Annotated in this window: 14 protein-coding genes; 11 read left to right on the top strand and 3 right to left on the bottom strand. The window is 72.2% G+C overall.

Going from position 1 to position 17,146, the window contains the following annotated elements:
• Positions 1 to 155: 155 nt before the first annotated feature.
• Positions 156 to 1,862: a phenylacetic acid degradation protein PaaN gene (gene paaN, locus ABZ893_RS21455; protein ID WP_361406047.1), complete on the bottom strand. Its 1,707-nt coding sequence runs from the start codon at positions 1,860 to 1,862 to the stop codon at positions 156 to 158.
• A 195-nt stretch (positions 1,863 to 2,057) separates the two neighbouring features.
• Between paaN and ABZ893_RS21450 the strand changes: the two genes are divergently transcribed.
• Together ABZ893_RS21450 and ABZ893_RS21445 are read left to right on the top strand one after the other, a co-directional pair.
• Positions 2,058 to 3,581 (top strand): 3-hydroxyacyl-CoA dehydrogenase, encoded by a 1,524-nt coding sequence (locus ABZ893_RS21450; RefSeq protein WP_361406044.1) that lies wholly within the window; start codon positions 2,058 to 2,060, stop codon positions 3,579 to 3,581.
• A complete protein-coding gene (locus ABZ893_RS21445; protein WP_361406041.1) occupies positions 3,578 to 4,168 on the top strand; it encodes a TetR/AcrR family transcriptional regulator in 591 nt (196 codons plus the stop codon). Before ABZ893_RS21450 ends, ABZ893_RS21445 begins: the two co-directional genes overlap by 4 nt.
• 21 nt (positions 4,169 to 4,189) lie before the next feature.
• Here ABZ893_RS21445 and ABZ893_RS21440 read toward each other — a convergent pair whose 3' ends face one another.
• Positions 4,190 to 4,726, bottom strand: coding sequence for an Lrp/AsnC family transcriptional regulator (locus ABZ893_RS21440; RefSeq protein WP_361406038.1), 537 nt, complete (start codon positions 4,724 to 4,726; stop codon positions 4,190 to 4,192).
• A gap of 173 nt (positions 4,727 to 4,899) precedes the next feature.
• On the opposite strand from ABZ893_RS21440, the gene pdhA reads away from it, so the two are divergent.
• From pdhA to ABZ893_RS21395, 9 genes are all read left to right on the top strand, one after another.
• Positions 4,900 to 6,036: a pyruvate dehydrogenase (acetyl-transferring) E1 component subunit alpha gene (gene pdhA, locus ABZ893_RS21435; RefSeq protein WP_361406035.1), complete on the top strand. Its 1,137-nt coding sequence runs from the start codon at positions 4,900 to 4,902 to the stop codon at positions 6,034 to 6,036.
• On the top strand, positions 6,033 to 7,046 hold the full coding sequence (locus ABZ893_RS21430) for an alpha-ketoacid dehydrogenase subunit beta (protein ID WP_361406032.1): 1,014 nt from the start codon (positions 6,033 to 6,035) through the stop codon (positions 7,044 to 7,046). The genes pdhA and ABZ893_RS21430 overlap by 4 nt, the downstream gene beginning before the upstream one ends.
• A complete protein-coding gene (locus tag ABZ893_RS21425) occupies positions 7,046 to 8,530 on the top strand; it encodes a dihydrolipoamide acetyltransferase family protein (RefSeq protein ID WP_361406029.1) in 1,485 nt (494 codons plus the stop codon). Before ABZ893_RS21430 ends, ABZ893_RS21425 begins: the two co-directional genes overlap by 1 nt.
• A 58-nt stretch (positions 8,531 to 8,588) precedes the next feature.
• On the top strand, positions 8,589 to 9,557 hold the full coding sequence (locus tag ABZ893_RS21420) for an NTP transferase domain-containing protein (RefSeq protein ID WP_361406026.1): 969 nt from the start codon (positions 8,589 to 8,591) through the stop codon (positions 9,555 to 9,557).
• Positions 9,554 to 11,476 carry a molybdopterin-binding protein gene (locus ABZ893_RS21415; protein ID WP_361406023.1) on the top strand — a complete coding sequence of 641 codons (1,923 nt, stop codon included), beginning with the start codon at positions 9,554 to 9,556 and terminating at the stop codon, positions 11,474 to 11,476. Before ABZ893_RS21420 ends, ABZ893_RS21415 begins: the two co-directional genes overlap by 4 nt.
• A complete protein-coding gene (locus ABZ893_RS21410) occupies positions 11,464 to 12,570 on the top strand; it encodes a potassium channel family protein (protein ID WP_361406020.1) in 1,107 nt (368 codons plus the stop codon). The genes ABZ893_RS21415 and ABZ893_RS21410 overlap by 13 nt, the downstream gene beginning before the upstream one ends.
• Positions 12,571 to 12,587: 17 nt before the next feature.
• The gene (locus ABZ893_RS21405; protein WP_361406017.1) at positions 12,588 to 13,568 is read left to right on the top strand and encodes an NAD(P)H-quinone oxidoreductase; all 981 of its coding nucleotides are present in this window, start codon (positions 12,588 to 12,590) and stop codon (positions 13,566 to 13,568) included.
• Between the two features lie 804 nt (positions 13,569 to 14,372).
• The gene (locus tag ABZ893_RS21400) at positions 14,373 to 14,513 is read left to right on the top strand and encodes a hypothetical protein (RefSeq protein WP_361406014.1); all 141 of its coding nucleotides are present in this window, start codon (positions 14,373 to 14,375) and stop codon (positions 14,511 to 14,513) included.
• Positions 14,514 to 14,596: 83 nt separating this feature from the next.
• A complete protein-coding gene (locus ABZ893_RS21395; RefSeq protein ID WP_361406011.1) occupies positions 14,597 to 15,139 on the top strand; it encodes a bacterial proteasome activator family protein in 543 nt (180 codons plus the stop codon).
• Positions 15,140 to 15,302: 163 nt separating this feature from the next.
• On the opposite strand, the gene ABZ893_RS21390 is transcribed toward ABZ893_RS21395, so the two are convergent.
• On the bottom strand, positions 15,303 to 16,868 hold the full coding sequence (locus ABZ893_RS21390; RefSeq protein WP_361406008.1) for a protein kinase: 1,566 nt from the start codon (positions 16,866 to 16,868) through the stop codon (positions 15,303 to 15,305).
• Positions 16,869 to 17,146 lie beyond the last annotated feature (278 nt).

Here is a 17,146-nt window from a genome sequence, read left to right as displayed (position 1 = left end):
GCGCGGCCGCCTCACCGCCACCCGTCGAGCGACCCGCCTGCCAGCTACCTCCCCACCCAGCGCCCAACCCCCGGCCCCGGCTCCCCGGACCCGGCCCCGGGGCCCAGGCCCCCGCTCCCGCCCGGAGGGCCCCCGCTCCCGCCCGGAGGGCCCCGTCACCCCTCCCGCCGCACCTCCACCACCCGGAACCGATTAGCCACGAATGCCCCGTCGCACAGCGCAGCGTTAGCCGCCGGGTTGCCGCCTGAGCCGTGGAAGTCGGAGAACGCTGCCGTCTGGTTCACGTACACGCCGCCCGTGAGGTTGAGGGAGAGTTGGGCGCACTCCTCCAGGCAGACCTCTTCTACGGCTTCGGCGACCTCGCCGGAGGTCGTGTACGCGCCGACCGTCATCGCGCCCTTGTCGCGCACCGTGCGCCGCAGCAGCTCCAGTGCTTCCTCCGTGGAGTCGACGGCGACGGCGAACGAGACCGGGCCGAAGCACTCGCCGAGGTAGGCGGCCTCGGACTCGGCGCCGTCCCAGAACTTGCGCGCGCCGTCCTGCTTGACGATCGCCGGCGTACGGACGACGGCACCCGGGAACTCCGGGTGGGCGATCTCCCTTGAGGCGAGGGCGACTTCACCGAGCGCGGAGGCGCCCTCCAGGCGGGCCTTCACGTCCGGGTTGACCAGCGCGCCGAGCAGCGCGTTCGCCCGGGCATCGTCGCCGAGGAGGCCGCCGACCGCCGCCGCGATGTCGGTGACCACCTCGTCGTACGACTTGGGGCCCTCGTCCGTGGTGATGCCGTCGCGCGGGACGAGGAGGTTCTGCGGGGTGGTGCACATCTGGCCGCTGTAGAGGGACAGGGAGAACGCGAGGTTCGACAGCATTCCCTTGTAGCGGTCGGTCGAGTCGATGACGACCGTGTTGACGCCCGCCTTCTCCGTGTAGACCTGCGCCTGCCGGGCGTTCGTCTCCAGCCAGTCGCCGAAGGCCGTGGAACCCGTGTAGTCGATGATCTTGATCTCGGGGCGCAGGGCGATCGTCTTGGCGAGGCCTTCGCCGGGGGCCTCGGCGGCGAGTGCCACCAGATTCGGGTCGAAGCCGGACTCGGCGAGGACCTCGCGGGCCGCCTGGACGGTGAGCGCGAGCGGCAGCACCGCGCGCGGGTGAGGCTTCACCAGGACGGGGTTGCCGGTGGCGAGGGAGGCGAAGAAGCCCGGATATCCGTTCCACGTCGGGAAGGTGTTGCAGCCGATGACAAGTGCGATGCCCCGCCCGACCGGGGTGAACCGCTTGCCGAGGACGAGGGGGTCGCGCTTGCCCTGCGGCTTGCTCCACTCGGCCATGTCCGGCGTGCGCACCTGCTCGACGTACGCGTACGCCACCGCTTCGAGGCCGCGGTCCTGGGCGTGCGGGCCGCCCGCCTGGAACGCCATCATGAAGGCCTGGCCGCTGGTGTGCATCACCGCGTGCGCGAACTCGTGCGTACGCGCGCTGATCCGGGCCAGGATCTCCAGGCACACGGCGGCCCGCGCCTCCGCGCCCGCCTCGCGCCACGCGCGCACGCCCGCCCGCATGGCGGGGAGCAGGGCGTCGAGGTCGGGGTGCGGATAGGTCACGCCCAACTCGATGCCGTACGGCGACACTTCGCCGCCCACCCAGTCGTCCGTGCCGGGCTGGTCCAGGTCTAGCCGGGTGCCGAGGAGGGCGTCGAAGGCGGCCTTGCCGTCGGCCATGCTCAGGCTGCCGTGCTCTCCGTAGGCCTTGGGGTGCTCGGGGTGCGGCGACCAGTACGCGCGCGTGCGGATCGCCTCCAGTGCCTGGTCCAGGGTGGGCCGGTGCTTGGCGATCAGATCGTGAGGGGAGACTTCGGCGGCCATGCGGGACCAACTCCTCGTGGAGGCGGCTCTTCGTCGAGCCGGCGAGCTGGGCAGGAACAGGCGGACACGGCTAGAGTAACCGAACGATCGGTCGGGACAAGGGGGTCTGTCGAACCTGTGGAAAACTTCGCGCCCGCTCTCTGAGCCTCGACCCCCGGGGCCCCGGCCGTGGTCTTGTGCGGGAGGATCGCGAGCATGACAGCACACGAGCCCGGCAGTCCCGAACGCCTCGTGGGCGTGGTGGGCACCGGCACCATGGGCCAGGGCATCGCCCAGGTCGCCCTGACGGCCGGCCACCCCGTGCGGCTCCACGACGCCGTACCGGGGCGCGCCCGAGAAGCCGCGGACGCCATCGCCGCGCGCCTCGGCCGCCTGGTCGAGAAGGGCAGGCTCGATGCCGCCGAACGGGACGCGGCGTGCGCGCGCCTGCGCCCCGCCGAGACGCTTGAGGAGTTCGCGGGAGCCGCGCTCGTCGTCGAGGCCGTGGTGGAGCGGCTCGACGTGAAACAGCGGCTGTTCAGTGACCTCGAGGAGATCGTGGCGGACGACTGTCTGCTCGCGACCAACACCTCGTCCCTGTCCGTCACGGCCGTCGGCGGCGCGCTGCGCCTGCCGGGACGCCTCGTCGGCCTGCACTTCTTCAACCCGGCGCCCCTGATGCCGCTGGTCGAGGTCGTCTCCGGCGCGGCGACGGACGTAACGGCGGCCACGCGCGCGTACGAGACGGCGCGCGCCTGGGGCAAGACCCCCGTCGTCTGCGCGGACACCCCCGGATTCATCGTCAACCGCATCGCGCGGCCGTTCTACGCCGAGGCTTTCGCGGTCTACGAGGAGCAGGGCGCCCAGCCCGCCACCATCGACGCCGTCCTTCGTGAGTGCGGCGGCTTCAAGATGGGCGCCTTCGAGCTGACGGACCTCATCGGCCAGGACGTCAACGAGGCGGTGACCCGCTCCGTGTGGGAGGCCTTCTTCCAGGACGCGAAGTTCCGGCCCTCCCTTGCCCAGCGGCGCCTGGTCGAGGCCGGGATGCTCGGCCGCAAGGCGGGCCGTGGCTGGTACGCGTACACGGACGGCGAGGAGCGGCCGGAGCCGCACACCGCGCTGCCCGCCCCGGCGCCCGCCTACGTCGTCGCCGAGGGGGACCTGGGGCCTGCCGCCGAGCTGCTCACGCTGATCCGCGAGGCGGGCATCCAGGTGCGCGAGGAGGACGAGGACAACGGCACGCGCCTGGTCCTGCCCAGCGGCGGCCAGCTCGCCCTCGCGGACGGCCAGACGTCCGTCGAGTACCGGGACGTCGTCTACTTCGACCTCGCGTTCGACTACCGTGCCGCCACCCGTATCGCCCTCGCGGCCTCGCCGGAGCCGTCCCAGCAGACCCTGCGCGAGGCCACCGGCCTCTTCCAGGCCATCGGCAAGGACGTCAGCGTCATCGGTGACGTGCCCGGCATGATCGTGGCTCGCACGGTCGCCCGGATCATCGACCTCGCGCACGAAGCCGTCGCCAAGGGAGTGGCCACTCCGGAGGACATCGACACGGCGATGCGCCTGGGCGTCAACTACCCGATGGGGCCCGTCGAATGGAGCAGGAAACTCGGCAAGAACTGGGCGTACGCCCTCCTCGACGACCTGAATTTCCGCGACCCGTCCGGCCGCTACGCCCCCTCGCTCGCGCTCTACCGCCACTCGTACGCCTCCGACCAGCGGGAGGGCTCCGCATGACCACCGCAAGACGCGACACCTATACGCCCGAGACCCTCCTGTCGGTCGCCGTGCAGGTCTTCAACGAGCGTGGCTACGACGGCACTTCCATGGAGCACCTCTCCAAGGCGGCCGGCATCTCCAAGTCGTCGATCTACCACCACGTGTCCGGCAAGGAGGAGCTGCTGCGCCGCGCGGTCAGCCGCGCGCTCGACGGTCTCTTCGGCATCCTCGGCGAGGAGCACGCGCGCGTGGGGCGCGCCGTCGAGCGCCTGGAGTACGTCACCCGGCGCATGGTCCAGGTCCTCATATCCGAGCTCCCGTACGTGACCCTGCTGCTGCGCGTACGGGGGAACACCGACACGGAGCGCTGGGCGATGGAGCGGCGCAGGGAGTTCGACCACCAGGTGGCCGAGCTCCTGAAGGCGGCCGCCGCCGACGGGGACGTGCGGGACGACATCGAGGTACGGCTCGCGACCCGCCTCGTGTTCGGCATGATCAACTCGATCGCGGAGTGGTACCGGCCGGGCGGCCGTGGCATGGACGACCGCGAAGTGGCCGAAGCCGTCTCGCAGTTGATCTTCGGGGGGCTGCGCAGGGAGGGGTGACCTGTTCTCGCCGGGGCGTCGTCACGCGTCCGGTTCCAGGTCCTCCTCCTCGAACACCAGCAGCGTGCGCGTGCTCAGTACCTCCGGCATGGCCTGGAGCTTGGTGAGCACCAGTTCCCGCAGAGCCCTGTTGTCCTGCGTGTGCACCATCAGGAGCACGTCGAAGTCGCCGCTGACCAGTGAGATGTGCGAGGCCTCCGGGAGGCGGCGCAGCTGCTCGCGCACGGTGCGCCAGGAGTTCTGGACGATCTTGAGGGTGATGTATGCGGAGGCGCCCTGACCTGCCCGTTCGTGGTTGACGCGGGCGCCGAAGCCGCGGATGACGCCGTCGTCGATGAGCCGGTTGATACGCGCGTAGGCGTTGGCCCGTGACACATGGACGCGTTCGGCGACGGAACGTATCGAGGCGCGGCCGTCCAGCTGGAGCATCTGCAGGATGTCGCGGTCGATCGCGTCCAGCGGGCGCGGTTGGTACGCGGGGCCCCGGTCGGGCGGCGGGTGGGGCGGGTGCTCGGAGCGGTCGCCGCCCGGGTCGTCGGCCATTCGTTCAGATGCCATGTCCCCCCGCTTCCCTACCATGGACGTACTGCGTCCATCCCAAGCTGTGGAGAACCGTTTGTCCACAGCCTGAAGGTGCCTGTAGCCAAAATGTGCCGACGACCGAACAATCGGTAGGTGAGGCGCACCACACCGTCGCGTCTCCCAGCCGCTTCCAACGAGGAGGTGCCGTCATGACGGTCATGGAGCAGCGGGACGCCTACCGGCCCACCCCGCCGCCCGCCTGGCAGCCGCGCACGGATCCCGCACCGCTGCTGCCCGACGCCGAGCCGTACCGGGTTCTCGGCACCGACGCAGCGGCCAAGGCCGATCCCCGGCTCCTGCACCGGCTGTACGCGGAAGTGGTCCGCGGCCGCAGGTACAACGCGCAGGCGACCGCTCTGACGAAGCAGGGCCGGCTCGCGGTCTACCCCTCCAGCACCGGACAGGAGGCCTGCGAGGTCGCGGCCGCCCTCGTCCTGGAACGGCGCGACTGGCTCTTCCCCAGCTACCGCGACACCCTCGCGGCCGTCGCCCGCGGCCTCGACCCGGTGCAGGCCCTGACCCTGCTGCGCGGCGACTGGCACACCGGCTACGACCCGCGCGAGCACCGCACGGCCCCCCTCTGCACGCCCCTCGCGACCCAGCTCCCGCACGCGGTCGGCCTCGCGCACGCCGCCCGCCTAAAGGGCGACGACGTGGTCGCGCTCGCCATGGTCGGCGACGGCGGCTCCAGCGAGGGCGACTTCCACGAGGCGCTGAACTTCGCGGCGGTGTGGCGGGCCCCGGTCGTCTTCTTCGTCCAGAACAACGGCTTCGCGATCTCCGTGCCGCTCGCCAAGCAGACCGCCGCCCCGTCGCTCGCCCACAAGGCCGTCGGCTACGGAATGCCGGGCCGGCTCGTGGACGGGAACGACGCGGTGGCCGTGCACGAGGTGCTCGGCGAAGCCGTGCGCCACGCGCGCGAAGGGGGCGGTCCGACCCTCGTCGAGGCCGTGACGTACCGCATGGAGGCGCACACGAACGCGGACGACGCGACGCGCTACCGCAGCGACAGCGAGGTCGACGCGTGGCGCGACCATGACCCGATCCTGCTCCTGGAGCGGGAGTTGACGCACCGTGGACTCCTCGACGAGGAAGGCAAGAAGGCCGTGCGCGACGACGCCGAGAAGCTGGCCGCCGACCTGCGCGAGCGCATGAACCAGGACCCGGTGCTCGACCCCATGGACCTCTTCCGCGACGTCTACGCCGAGCAGACCACGCAACTGCGCGAGCAGGCCGCCCAGTTGCGTGCCGAGCTGGACGCCGAGGCGGACGGGGCGCAGCGATGACCACCGCCGCGGCCCAGAGCGCCAAGCCGGCCACCATGGCCCAGGCCTTCGGCCGCGCCCTGCGCGACGCCATGGCCGCCGACCCCTCGGTGCACGTCCTCGGCGAGGACGTCGGCACCCTCGGCGGCGTCTTCAGGGTCACCGACGGGCTCGCCAAGGAGTTCGGCGAGGACCGCTGCACGGACACACCGCTCGCCGAGGCGGGCATCCTCGGCACCGCGGTCGGCATGGCCATGTACGGGCTGCGGCCGGTCGTCGAGATGCAGTTCGACGCGTTCGCCTACCCCGCCTTCGAGCAGCTGATCTCGCACGTGGCGAGAATGCGGAACCGCACCAGGGGAGCGATGCCGCTGCCCCTCACCGTGCGCGTGCCCTACGGCGGCGGCATCGGCGGCGTCGAGCACCACAGCGACTCCTCCGAGGCCTACTACATGGCCACCCCGGGCCTCCACGTCGTCACGCCGGCCACCGTCGCCGACGCGTACGGCCTGATGCGCGCCGCCATCGCCTCCGACGACCCGGTCGTCCTCCTCGAACCCAAGCGCCTGTACTGGTCGAAGGACTCCTGGAACCCCGAGCACCCGACCGAGGTCGAGCCGATCGGGCGGGCCGTGGTGCGCCGCCCCGGCAGCAGCGCCACGCTCATCACGTACGGGCCCTCGGTGCCCGTCTGCATGGAGGCGGCTCAGGCCGCGCGGGCCGAGGGCTGGGACCTCGAAGTCGTCGACCTGCGCTCCCTGGTGCCCTTCGACGACGAGACGGTCAGCGCGTCGGTGCGGCGCACGGGGCGCGCGGTCGTCGTCCACGAGTCGAACGGCTTCGGCGGCCCCGGCGGGGAGATCGCCGCGCGCGTGACCGAGCGCTGCTTCCACCACCTGGAGGCCCCGGTGCTGCGCGTGGCCGGGTTCGACATCCCGTACCCGCCGCCGATGCTGGAACGGCACCATCTGCCGGGCGTGGACCGGATCCTGGACGCGGTCGCCCGGCTGCAGTGGGAGGCGGGCAACTGATGGCACAGGTCCTGGAGTTCAAGCTGCCCGACCTCGGCGAAGGTCTCACCGAGGCGTCGATCGTCACCTGGCTCGTGCAGGTCGGCGACGTGGTGGCGGTGGACCAGCCGGTCGTCGAGGTCGAGACCGCCAAGGCGATGGTCGAGGTCCCGTGCCCCTACGCGGGCGTGGTCACCGCCCGCTTCGGCGAGGAGGGCACGGAGTTGCCGGTGGGTTCGCCGCTGCTGACCGTTGCGGTGGGGACGGCGTCGGTGGACACGCAGGCGCTGGGGGCACCGCCCGTGAGCACGCGGACCGTGGGCACCTCTTCCGGAGGCGCGTCCTCCGACGCCAACGAGGGCTCCGGGAACGTTCTTGTGGGGTACGGGACGGCGGCGGCTCCCGCTCGGCGGCGCAGGGTCAGTCCGCGGGGTGATTTCTCCGGGGCGCCATCCGCCCAGGCCGAGCCCGCGCTCGAGCCCGAACCTGAGCCCGCGCTTGAGCCCGAGGCCGGGCCCGCGCGTCCGCAGCCTCGGACCGGTCCCGTCCCGGTGATCTCGCCACTCGTGCGCAAGCTTGCTCGTGAGCATGGTGTTGACCTGCGTGAACTGCCTGGGTCGGGGCCCGACGGGCTGATCATGCGGTCCGATGTCGAGAGCGCGCTGGAGGCGAGTGGGCTGGAAGCGGGCGTTCCGGCACGGGGCGCCGGGGTGACCGGGACGCCCGTAGAGGCTGCGGCCGTAGCCGAGGCCGAAGCCTTCGAAACGGAACTCGTGCCCCCGACCCCGACCCCGGCCACGCACGACATCGTCACCGGAGGCATCCGCGTACCCCTGCGCGGCATCCGGGGCGCTGTCGCCGACAAGCTCTCCCGCAGCCGGCGCGAGATCCCCGACGCGACCTGCTGGGTAGACGCCGACGCCACGGAACTCATGCACGCGCGCGTGGCGATGAACGCGGCCGGCGGACCGAAGATCTCCGTGCTCGCCCTGCTCGCCCGCATTTGCACCGCCGCGCTCGCCCGCTACCCGGAGCTCAACTCCCGGGTCGACCTCGCCGCCCGCGAGGTCGTGCAGCTCGACGAGGTGCACCTCGGGTTCGCCGCCCAGACCGAGCGGGGGCTCGTCGTGCCCGTCGTGCGGGACGCGCACGCGCGCGACGCCGAATCCCTGAGCGCCGAGTTCGCCCGCCTCACCGAATCGGCGCGCGCCGGTCGGCTCACGCCGGGGGAACTCACGGGCGGCACCTTCACGTTGAACAACTACGGCGTCTTCGGCGTCGACGGCTCGACGCCGATCATCAACCACCCCGAGGCCGCCATGCTCGGAGTAGGGCGCATAACCCCCAAACCCTGGGTCCACGAAGGCGAGTTGGCCGTGAGACAGGTCGTCCAGCTGTCGCTCACGTTCGACCACCGCGTGTGCGACGGCGGCACGGCGGGCGGTTTCCTGCGCTACGTGGCGGACTGCGTCGAGCAACCGGCGGTGCTCCTGCGCACCCTGTGACGACGAGCGGCCCGCCTGCGGGGGTGGCAATGATCGTTCGTACGCCCATACTCGGAGGATGAACGCTGCTTCCGTGCCGAGCCCCCGCGCCCACGACGCCGTCGTGCTCGCGGGCGGCGCCGCCCGGCGGCTGGGTGGCACGGACAAGCCCGCGGTCCGCGTCGGCGGCAGGTCGCTGCTCGACCGGGTCCTCGCCGCCTGCGCCACCGCTGGCACCACCGTCGTCGTCGCCGAGCCCCGCCCCACCACGCACCCCGTGCGCTGGACCCGGGAGGACCCGCCCGGGGGCGGACCGCTGGCCGCCCTCGGCGCCGGCCTGCGCGCCACCACGGCCGACGACGTCCTGGTCCTCTCCGCCGACCTGCCCTTCCTCAGCGACGGGACGGTACGGCGCCTGCTCGACGCCCTGAGCGCCGGAACGGCGGACGGGGTGCTGCTCACCGACGCCGACGGCCGGGACCAGCCGCTCGTCGCGGCCTACCGCAGCGCGCCCCTGCGTCACCACCTCGCCGAGATCGCCGCCGAGCACGACGGCGGCCTGACCGGGCTGCCCCTGCGGCTGCTCGTCCGGCGACTCGAACTCACCCGCATCACCGACCCCGTCGCGTCCTTCGACTGCGACACCTGGGACGACATCGCAGCCGCCCGTTCACGTATCAGGGAGCATGGGCACGTGTTGGAAGAATGGATCACCGCAGCCAAGGATGAACTGGGCATCGAACTCGACGTCGACACCGGCGTCCTGCTCGACCTCGCCCGCGATGCCGCGCACGGCGTGGCCCGACCCGCCGCGCCCCTGACGACGTTCCTCGTCGGGTACGCCGCCGCGCGCGCCGGGGGAGGCAAGGAAGCGGTCGCCGAGGCCGCCGCGAAGGCCGTCGCGCTCGCCGACCGGTGGGCGAAGGAGGCGGCGGCCGGGGAAGGTTCCGGCGGCGGTTCCGCATCCGGTGGGCCGTCGTCCGGTGGGTCCGCATCCGGTGGGCCCGCATCCGGTGGGTCCTCGGACGCGCGGCCGGACGCGGGATGACCGGACAGAGCGCCGAGTTCTCGGCCGCGCAGGCGCGCGCGGCCGAGGACAGTGCCCTCGACGAGGCGCTCGCCCTGGTCAACGAGGGCCGGGCGGGTCGCGTGGGCGCAGACGGTACGGCGCCGGGCGGGGGCTCGGACCGCCGGGGTTCGGCGGGCCCTGCACAGGGGGCAGGCCCCGGCGCCCCGGCACATGGCTCGGGCCGCTCCGTCGACCCCACGGCATCCGCATCCGGCTCACGTCAGCCTGCGGGTTCCGGTACGGGCGCGTCCGGTGAAACAGCGGGCGGCGGTACGGGCGCGTCCGCCCCCACTCCTGCCCGGCACCGGGCCACCCCTTGGCCCGCCGCGCGCACCGTCGCCGAAAAGGCCGGACGCGACGCCGCCGCACTCCGTCGCCGTACGGCCGAGCGGGATGCCACCGCGCTCCAGGGCGCCAAGGCCGACGGCGAAGCCACCGCACTCCGGGGCGCCAAGGCCGACGGCGAAGCCACCGCACTCCAGGGTGGCAAGACCGACGGCGAAGCCGACACGCTTCAGGACGCGACAGCCGACGTGATGGCCGACGCCACGGCCGAGGGCGACGCGACCGCCCCCCAGCCCGCCAAGCCCAAACCCCAGGCCAACGCCCCCACCCCCCAGAACACCACCCCCCGAAGCACAGCCCCCCAAAGCACCCCCGAGAACACCCCCACCACCCACCCCGTCCCCCTGGACCGCGCCCTCGGTCTCACCCTCGCCGAACCCCTCCTCGCCCTCTGCGACCTCCCCTCCTTCGACACCTCCGCCATGGACGGCTGGGTCGTCGCCGGTCCCGGGCCCTGGGACGTGCGGGCCGAAGGGATCCTCGCCGGGCAGGACCAGCCCGAGCCGCTGTCCGACGGTGAGGCCGTCCGGATCGCCACCGGTGCCCGCGTCCCGCGCGAGGCGACCGCCGTCATCCGCAGCGAGCACGGCCGCACGGACGACAAGGGCAGGCTGTTCGCCCTGCGCGACGTCGGCCACGGCCAGGACATCCGCCCGCGCGGCCAGGAGTGCCGCGTCGGCGACCAACTCCTGCCTCCCGGCGCCCTGGTGACACCGGCAGTGCTCGGGCTGGCGGCCGCCGCCGGGTACGACGCGCTACCGACGGTGCCCCGTCCACGGGCCGAAGTATTCGTCCTGGGCGACGAGTTGCTGACCGACGGCCTCCCCCGGGACGGCCTCATCAGGGACGCGCTCGGCCCCATGCTGCCGCCCTGGCTCAGGGCGCTGGGCGCGGAGGTCATCTCCGTACGACGCCTCGGCGACGACGCGGAGGCACTGTTCGAGGCCGTACGGTCCTCTGACGCCGACCTCATCGTGACGACGGGCGGCACCGCCTCGGGCCCCGTCGACCATGTGCACCCGACCCTGAGCCGCGTCGGCGCCGAACTGCTCGTCGACGGTGTGAAGGTGCGGCCGGGGCACCCGATGCTGCTCGCCCGTATCAAGGAGGGCCAGCACCTCGTCGGCCTGCCGGGCAACCCGCTCGCCGCCGTCTCCGGTCTGCTCACGCTCGCCGAGCCGCTGCTGAGAGTGCTGGCGGGTCGGCCGGCGCAGGACGCGTACACCGCGCCGCTCCAGAGCGCCGTACACGGGCACCCGTACGACACCCGGCTCGTGCCCGTGGTGCTGCGGGGGAACCGGGCCGTGCCGTTGCATTACAACGGGCCGGCCATGCTGCGCGGCATCGCGGCGGCCGACGGACTGGCCGTCGTGGCACCCGGCGGAGCCGAGGCCGGGCAGCAACTGCAGATCCTGGACCTGCCCTGGTCGTGGACCCCGTCGGGCGGCACCGCCCACGACGAATACGGCATCCGCGAACACGCCCACCCCGGCCACGGAACCGGCCACGCACCCGGCCACGGAACCGGCGGAGCCAAGGAGTGTTTCACGTGAAACTTCCCGGCTCCGACGCGATAGCCCGCCAGGACGACGAGCAGGTCGCCTCCCGTCAGGTGAAGCTGCCCCGCCGTGTCGTCCAGCGACCGCTCCGGCAGGTCACCCGGCGACTGCTCATGGCGCTCGCCGTGCTGGTCATCACGGCGTTCATCGTCTACGCCGACCGCGGCGGCTACAACGACAGCTCCGACACCAAAGTCGACCTGCTGGACGCCTTCTACTACGCGACCGTCACCCTCTCCACCACGGGATACGGCGACGTCACGCCCGTCAGCGACAGCGCCCGGCTCATCAACATCTTCGTCATCACGCCCCTGCGTGTGCTGTTCCTGATCATCCTGGTCGGCACCACTCTCGAAGTGCTCACCGAGCGCACCCGGGAGGAGTGGCGGCTGAACCGCTGGAGGTCCAACTTGCGAGACCACACCGTCGTCGTCGGATTCGGCACGAAGGGCCGGTCGGCGGTCCAGACCGTCACCGCGACGGGCCTGAAGGCGGACCACGTGGTCGTCGTCGACCCCAGCAGCAAGGTCGTCGAGTCGGCGACGGCCCACGGTTACGCCGGTGTCGTCGGCGACGCGACCCGCAGCGACGTACTGCTGCGCGCCGAGGTGCAGAAGGCGCGGCAGATCATCATCGCCACCCAGCGCGACGACACCGCGGTCCTGGTCACCCTGACCGCGCGCCAGCTCAACCGCACCGCGAAGATCGTGGCGGCGGTCCGCGAGGAGGAGAACGCCCCTCTCCTTCGGCAGTCCGGCGCCGACGCCGTCATCACCAGCGCCAGCGCGGCTGGCCGGCTGCTCGGCCTCTCCGTGCTCAGCCCGAGCGCGGGCAGGGTCATGGAGGACCTCATCCAGCAGGGCAGCGGCCTCGACCTGGTCGAACGGCCGGTCATAAAGTCCGAGGTGGGCCTGAAGGTCCGCGAGACGGAGGACCTGGTGGTGAGCGTCGTACGCGGCCACCGGGTGCTGGGCTACGACGACCAGGCCATCGGCACACTGGAGTTGACGGACCGTCTGATCACGATCGTGCGGGTCAGCCCCGGCACCACTTCCGTTCCGGATTCGCGGCCGCTGCCGCAGGACTGAGAGGTAGCCTCGCCGCCATGTATGCGATCACGATTCCGGAACCCGGTGGACCCGAGGCGCTCGTCTGGGCGGAGGTCGCCGATCCCGTACCCGGTGACGGCGAGGTGCTGGTCGAGGTGGCGGCCGGCGCCGTCAACCGTGCCGACCTGCTCCAGCGCCAGGGCTTCTACAACCCGCCGCCCGGCGCCACCGAGATCCCGGGCCTGGAGTGCTCGGGCCGCGTCGTCGCGCTCGGCCCCGGCGTCTCGGGCTGGTCCGTCGGCGACGAGGTCTGCGCACTGCTCGCTGGCGGCGGTTACGCGGAGAAGGTCGTCGTCCCCGCGGGCCAGTTGCTGCCGCTGCCCGAGAACATCGACCTCGTCACGGCGGCCGCGCTCCCCGAGGTGGCCGCCACGGTCTGGTCGAACGTCTTCATGATCGCCCACCTGCGCCCCGGGGAGACCTTCCTGGTCCACGGCGGATCGAGCGGCATCGGCACGATGGCCATCCAGTTGGCGAAGGCCGTCGGCGCGCGGGTCGCGGTGACGGCCGGCACCAAGGAGAAGCTCGACCGCTGCGCGGAGCTGGGCGCCGACATCCTTATCAACTACCGCGAGCAGGACTTCGTGGAGGAGATCGAGCGAGCCACGGACGGCGCGGGCGCGGACGTCATCCTCGACAACATGGGTGCCAAGTACCTGGACCGCAACATCAAGGCGCTGGCCACCAACGGCCGTCTCGCCATCATCGGTATGCAGGGCGGCGTCAAGGGCGAGCTGAACATCGCGACGCTCCTCAACAAGCGCGGCGCCATCACCGCGACCTCGCTCCGCGCCCGCCCGCTGGCCGAGAAGACGGCGATCGTCGCGGCGGTACGGGAGCACGTGTGGCCGTTGGTCTCGACGGGACGCGTCCGGCCGATCGTCGACCGGAAGCTGCCCATGAGCGACGCGGCGCAGGCGCACCGGGTGATCGAGGAGAGCGGACACATCGGCAAGGTGCTGCTCACGCTCCAGTAACCCCGGGGTGGCCGCCGACCGGGGTCGTGCACGCGGCCCCGGGATCGGCCGAGTGGCGGGACCGGAGTGACACCAAGATGCCGGAGTTATGGCGTTATGTGACGCTGATTCCGGGATACGTCCGATCTTGGTGACTCGATTCCGGGAGGAGCGCGCGGAATGACTCCACGCCTCCGCACCACCGCCCGACCACTGCGCCGACACCGGCGGCCACGCGCAGGCCCGCTGCCACACGTTGGACCACTGCCACGCGCAGGACTACCGCCACGCGTAGGCCCGCTGTTGTTCCTGGCAGCCCTCCTGCTCGGACCGGCTTACTCCCTCTCGTACGCGTACGCCGTCGAGCCCGAGCCCGGACGGCCTTCCGCCGCCGATGGAGCCCAGCCCGGCGGTACCTGGTTCGGCGGCGGCGCGGGCGATTGGCGTACGCCGCCGGACCGCCCCCACCACCCCGCGAGGACCGCCCCCGGCCAGTTCCCCGGCGGCGAACCGTCTAGATCCGGCACCTCGCGCACCGCCACCACTGATCCCGCGGCCGCCTGGCCCCCGTCCGCCGGCGCCTCCTCCGGAAACGGAAACCCCAGCGCCTCCCCCGGCAGACCGGTCACCTCCCCCACCGGACACCCCGGTTCGGCGTCTGCGGGCGCGCCGAAGAAATCCGGACCCCCCTCCGCCTCCCCCTCCCTCACGCATTCGGCGAACGTCATCCAGCCTGACGAGTGGCCGCCCGGCGCCCACCGAGGCCACCCCGACAACCCCGCCGACCAGCAGGTCACGCCGCCTGCACCGCCCAGCGACGCCCCTGTGGACACCGCCGCCCGCACCCCGAGCCATGCCGTCGCCGACCCCGCGATCCCCGCCGTGGGCGTCCTGCCGCTGGGCGCCGGCCTCGTCCTGGTCGGCCTCGGCCTCTGCTTTCTGGCCCTGCGCCTGCGCCGCAACTGACCCAATAGCCGACACATGTGGTGGATCACCCTCGTCAGGGGGCACCACGGAGGTGTGACAGCTCGGTGCGAGAGAATGGCGGCATGGAGATGCCGAGGAACGAAAGGTCACCGGAGAGCCCCCAGGTCCTGGTCGTGGGCCAGGACGGAATGGCGCTCGGTGGCGGTGGAGACGATGACTCCCGCGAGGTCCCGGTGACGGAGATGGTGGAACAGCCCGCCAAGGTGATGCGCATCGGCAGCATGATCAAGCAGCTGCTGGAAGAAGTGCGTGCGGCTCCTCTGGACGAGGCCAGCCGGGTCCGGCTCAAGGAGATCCACGCCAGCTCCGTGAAGGAGCTGGAGGACGGTCTCGCGCCGGAACTCGTCGAGGAGCTGGAGCGCCTCTCGCTTCCCTTCACCGACGAGGTGATCCCGAGCGACGCCGAACTGCGGATCGCGCAGGCCCAGTTGGTGGGCTGGCTCGAGGGTCTGTTCCACGGGATCCAGACGACGCTGTTCGCGCAGCAGATGGCCGCGCGGGCCCAGCTGGAGCAGATGCGCCGCGCGCTGCCGCCCGGCGTGGGCGGCGGGGAGGACGGCGACGACCCACGCGCGGCCGGCCGCTCCGGAGGCCCGTACCTGTAAAGGAACCGGTACGGGTGATCGGCGCGCCCCCGTAAAGGCCCCCACCCGCAAAGCCCTCGCACGCCACACACAAGAACGACGGCGCCCGGCCGGTCTCGATGACCGGCCGGGCGCCGTCGTATGTCCTGGTCAGCGAGGGACGCCGTCACCGAAAGGCGACCGCTCAGCCCCCGGTGTTACCCACGCCCCCGAGCGGATCCGGGCTGGCCGAGGGCGGTTCCTGGCTGGGCGGGGTCGGGTCGCTGGGGGGCGGCTCCTGCGACGTCGGCTGGCTGCTCGTCGGTGCCGAGTCGGTCGGCTGCTGCGTGGGCTGCTGCGCGGTCTGCGAAGGCGTCACCGAGTCGTGGCTGGGGGTCCAGGACGGCGAGTAGTCGGGCTGACCGCCGGACCCGGTGCCCGGGTTCGTCGTGCCCTCGTGCGTGGCCCCGGTGTCGGAGCTCTGCGTGGGCTCCTTCTGCTGCTTCGAGTGCGTCGCCGTGGGCGACTGCGTGGTGCTGGGGCCGCCGTTGTGGTTGTCCTTGCCGCTCAGCGCCCACGCGGCGCCGCCCACGATGGCGATCATGGCGAGAGCCGCGAGGAGCCACATCTTGCCGCGGCCGCCACGGCCGCCGCGGGGTCCGCCGTCGAAGCCGCCGTCGTCGTCGCCCATGGGCCGCAGCATCGGCTGGGCCGCCGTACCGCCGTGCATCGGGTGCGGCATGGCCGTCGTGCCCGCGACGCCCATGGCCGGGGTGTTGCCGCCGCTGTGCATCATGTCGGCCTCGACCGGGCCGGTGTTCCACGTGCCGGTGTGGCCGCCCTGCTCGTGCAGCATCTGCAGCCCGTACTGGACCAGGCCCCGCATCTCCTCGGCCGTCTGGAACCGGTCGTCCGGGTCCTTGGCCAGGGAGCGCATGACGAGCCCGTCCAGCTCCGGCGGCACCGCGTCGAGGACCTGGGAGGGCGGCACGGCGATGTCCTGGACGTGCTGGTAGACGACCGACAGCGGCGTCTCGCCGGTGAACGGGGGCCGCAGCGCGAGCAGTTCGTAGAGCAGGCAGCCCGTCGCGTACAGGTCGGAGCGGTGGTCGACGGCCTTGCCGAGGGCCTGCTCGGGCGACAGGTACTGGGGCGTGCCCATGACCATGCCGGTCTGCGTCATGGTCGACTGCGCGCCGTGCAGGGCGCGCGCGATGCCGAAGTCCATCACCTTCACCGCGCCGGTGTTGGTGATGATCACGTTCGCCGGCTTGATGTCGCGGTGCACGATGCCGTGCTGGTGCGAGTAGGCGAGTGCCTCCAGGACCCCGGAGACGATGATCAGGGCCTGCTCGGGGCCGGGCGCCTCGGCGTTCAGGAGGAGGTCGCGGATCGTGTGGCCCTCGACGATCTCCATCACGATGTAGGGGACGACCGAGTGGCCGACGACGTCCTCGCCGGAGTCGTACACGGCGACGACCGCGTGGTGGTTCAGGCCCGCGACCGACTGTGCCTCGCGTGTGAAGCGGGCCTTGGAGACGGGGTCCTCGGCGAGGTCGGAGCGCAGGAGCTTCACGGCGACGGTGCGCCCGAGCCGTACGTCCTCGGCGGCGAACACCTCCGCCATGCCGCCCCGGCCGAGTCTGCGGGTCAGCCGGTACCGGCCGTCACCGACCAGTCCGCCGTTACCCCACAGCTCCGGCGCGTCCGACATACCGCCGCCGGCCGTCTCGGGGTCGGACGGGCCCTGAGCGCGCTGCGTCTGTGCCATCGGTCCTCGCCGTCGTTTCTGTCCGCGTCTTGTCCGCACTGTCTGAGGTGCGCGCGGTGGTCGTCACGGTCTCCGTCGGGCCACGCTACAGGCTCCGCCCGGCACGCCGTCCCGAGATGGACCGGCCATCAAACCTTCCTGGGGCAATGACTTGCAAATCGTGCGGGCGGTTCCTGTAACGCTTCCGCGACGCTTCTTGCCCGTACGGTCACGGAACGGGCACCGAACTTGACGTGTCGGTGCCCTGGGGCAGACTTGGCCGGGAATAGTGGTAATCG

Source organism: Streptomyces sp. NPDC046821, from assembly GCF_040645335.1.
Lineage (GTDB): Bacteria > Actinomycetota > Actinomycetes > Streptomycetales > Streptomycetaceae > Streptomyces.
The sequence above is the reverse complement of the archived record's forward strand: the minus strand, read 5'-3'. Positions and strand labels throughout refer to the sequence as shown.

What these genes read in the sequence shown, in the direction of transcription:
- paaN (WP_361406047.1), bottom strand. Translation starts at nt 1,862, where the DNA reads ATGGCCGCCGAAGTCTCCCCTCACGATCTGATCGCCAAGCACCGGCCC.
- ABZ893_RS21450 (WP_361406044.1), top strand. Translation starts at nt 2,058, where the DNA reads ATGACAGCACACGAGCCCGGCAGTCCCGAACGCCTCGTGGGCGTGGTG.
- ABZ893_RS21445 (WP_361406041.1), top strand. Translation starts at nt 3,578, where the DNA reads ATGACCACCGCAAGACGCGACACCTATACGCCCGAGACCCTCCTGTCG.
- ABZ893_RS21440 (WP_361406038.1), bottom strand. Translation starts at nt 4,726, where the DNA reads ATGGCATCTGAACGAATGGCCGACGACCCGGGCGGCGACCGCTCCGAG.
- pdhA (WP_361406035.1), top strand. Translation starts at nt 4,900, where the DNA reads ATGACGGTCATGGAGCAGCGGGACGCCTACCGGCCCACCCCGCCGCCC.
- ABZ893_RS21430 (WP_361406032.1), top strand. Translation starts at nt 6,033, where the DNA reads ATGACCACCGCCGCGGCCCAGAGCGCCAAGCCGGCCACCATGGCCCAG.
- ABZ893_RS21425 (WP_361406029.1), top strand. Translation starts at nt 7,046, where the DNA reads ATGGCACAGGTCCTGGAGTTCAAGCTGCCCGACCTCGGCGAAGGTCTC.
- ABZ893_RS21420 (WP_361406026.1), top strand. Translation starts at nt 8,589, where the DNA reads ATGAACGCTGCTTCCGTGCCGAGCCCCCGCGCCCACGACGCCGTCGTG.
- ABZ893_RS21415 (WP_361406023.1), top strand. Translation starts at nt 9,554, where the DNA reads ATGACCGGACAGAGCGCCGAGTTCTCGGCCGCGCAGGCGCGCGCGGCC.
- ABZ893_RS21405 (WP_361406017.1), top strand. Translation starts at nt 12,588, where the DNA reads ATGTATGCGATCACGATTCCGGAACCCGGTGGACCCGAGGCGCTCGTC.
- ABZ893_RS21395 (WP_361406011.1), top strand. Translation starts at nt 14,597, where the DNA reads ATGGAGATGCCGAGGAACGAAAGGTCACCGGAGAGCCCCCAGGTCCTG.
- ABZ893_RS21390 (WP_361406008.1), bottom strand. Translation starts at nt 16,868, where the DNA reads ATGGCACAGACGCAGCGCGCTCAGGGCCCGTCCGACCCCGAGACGGCC.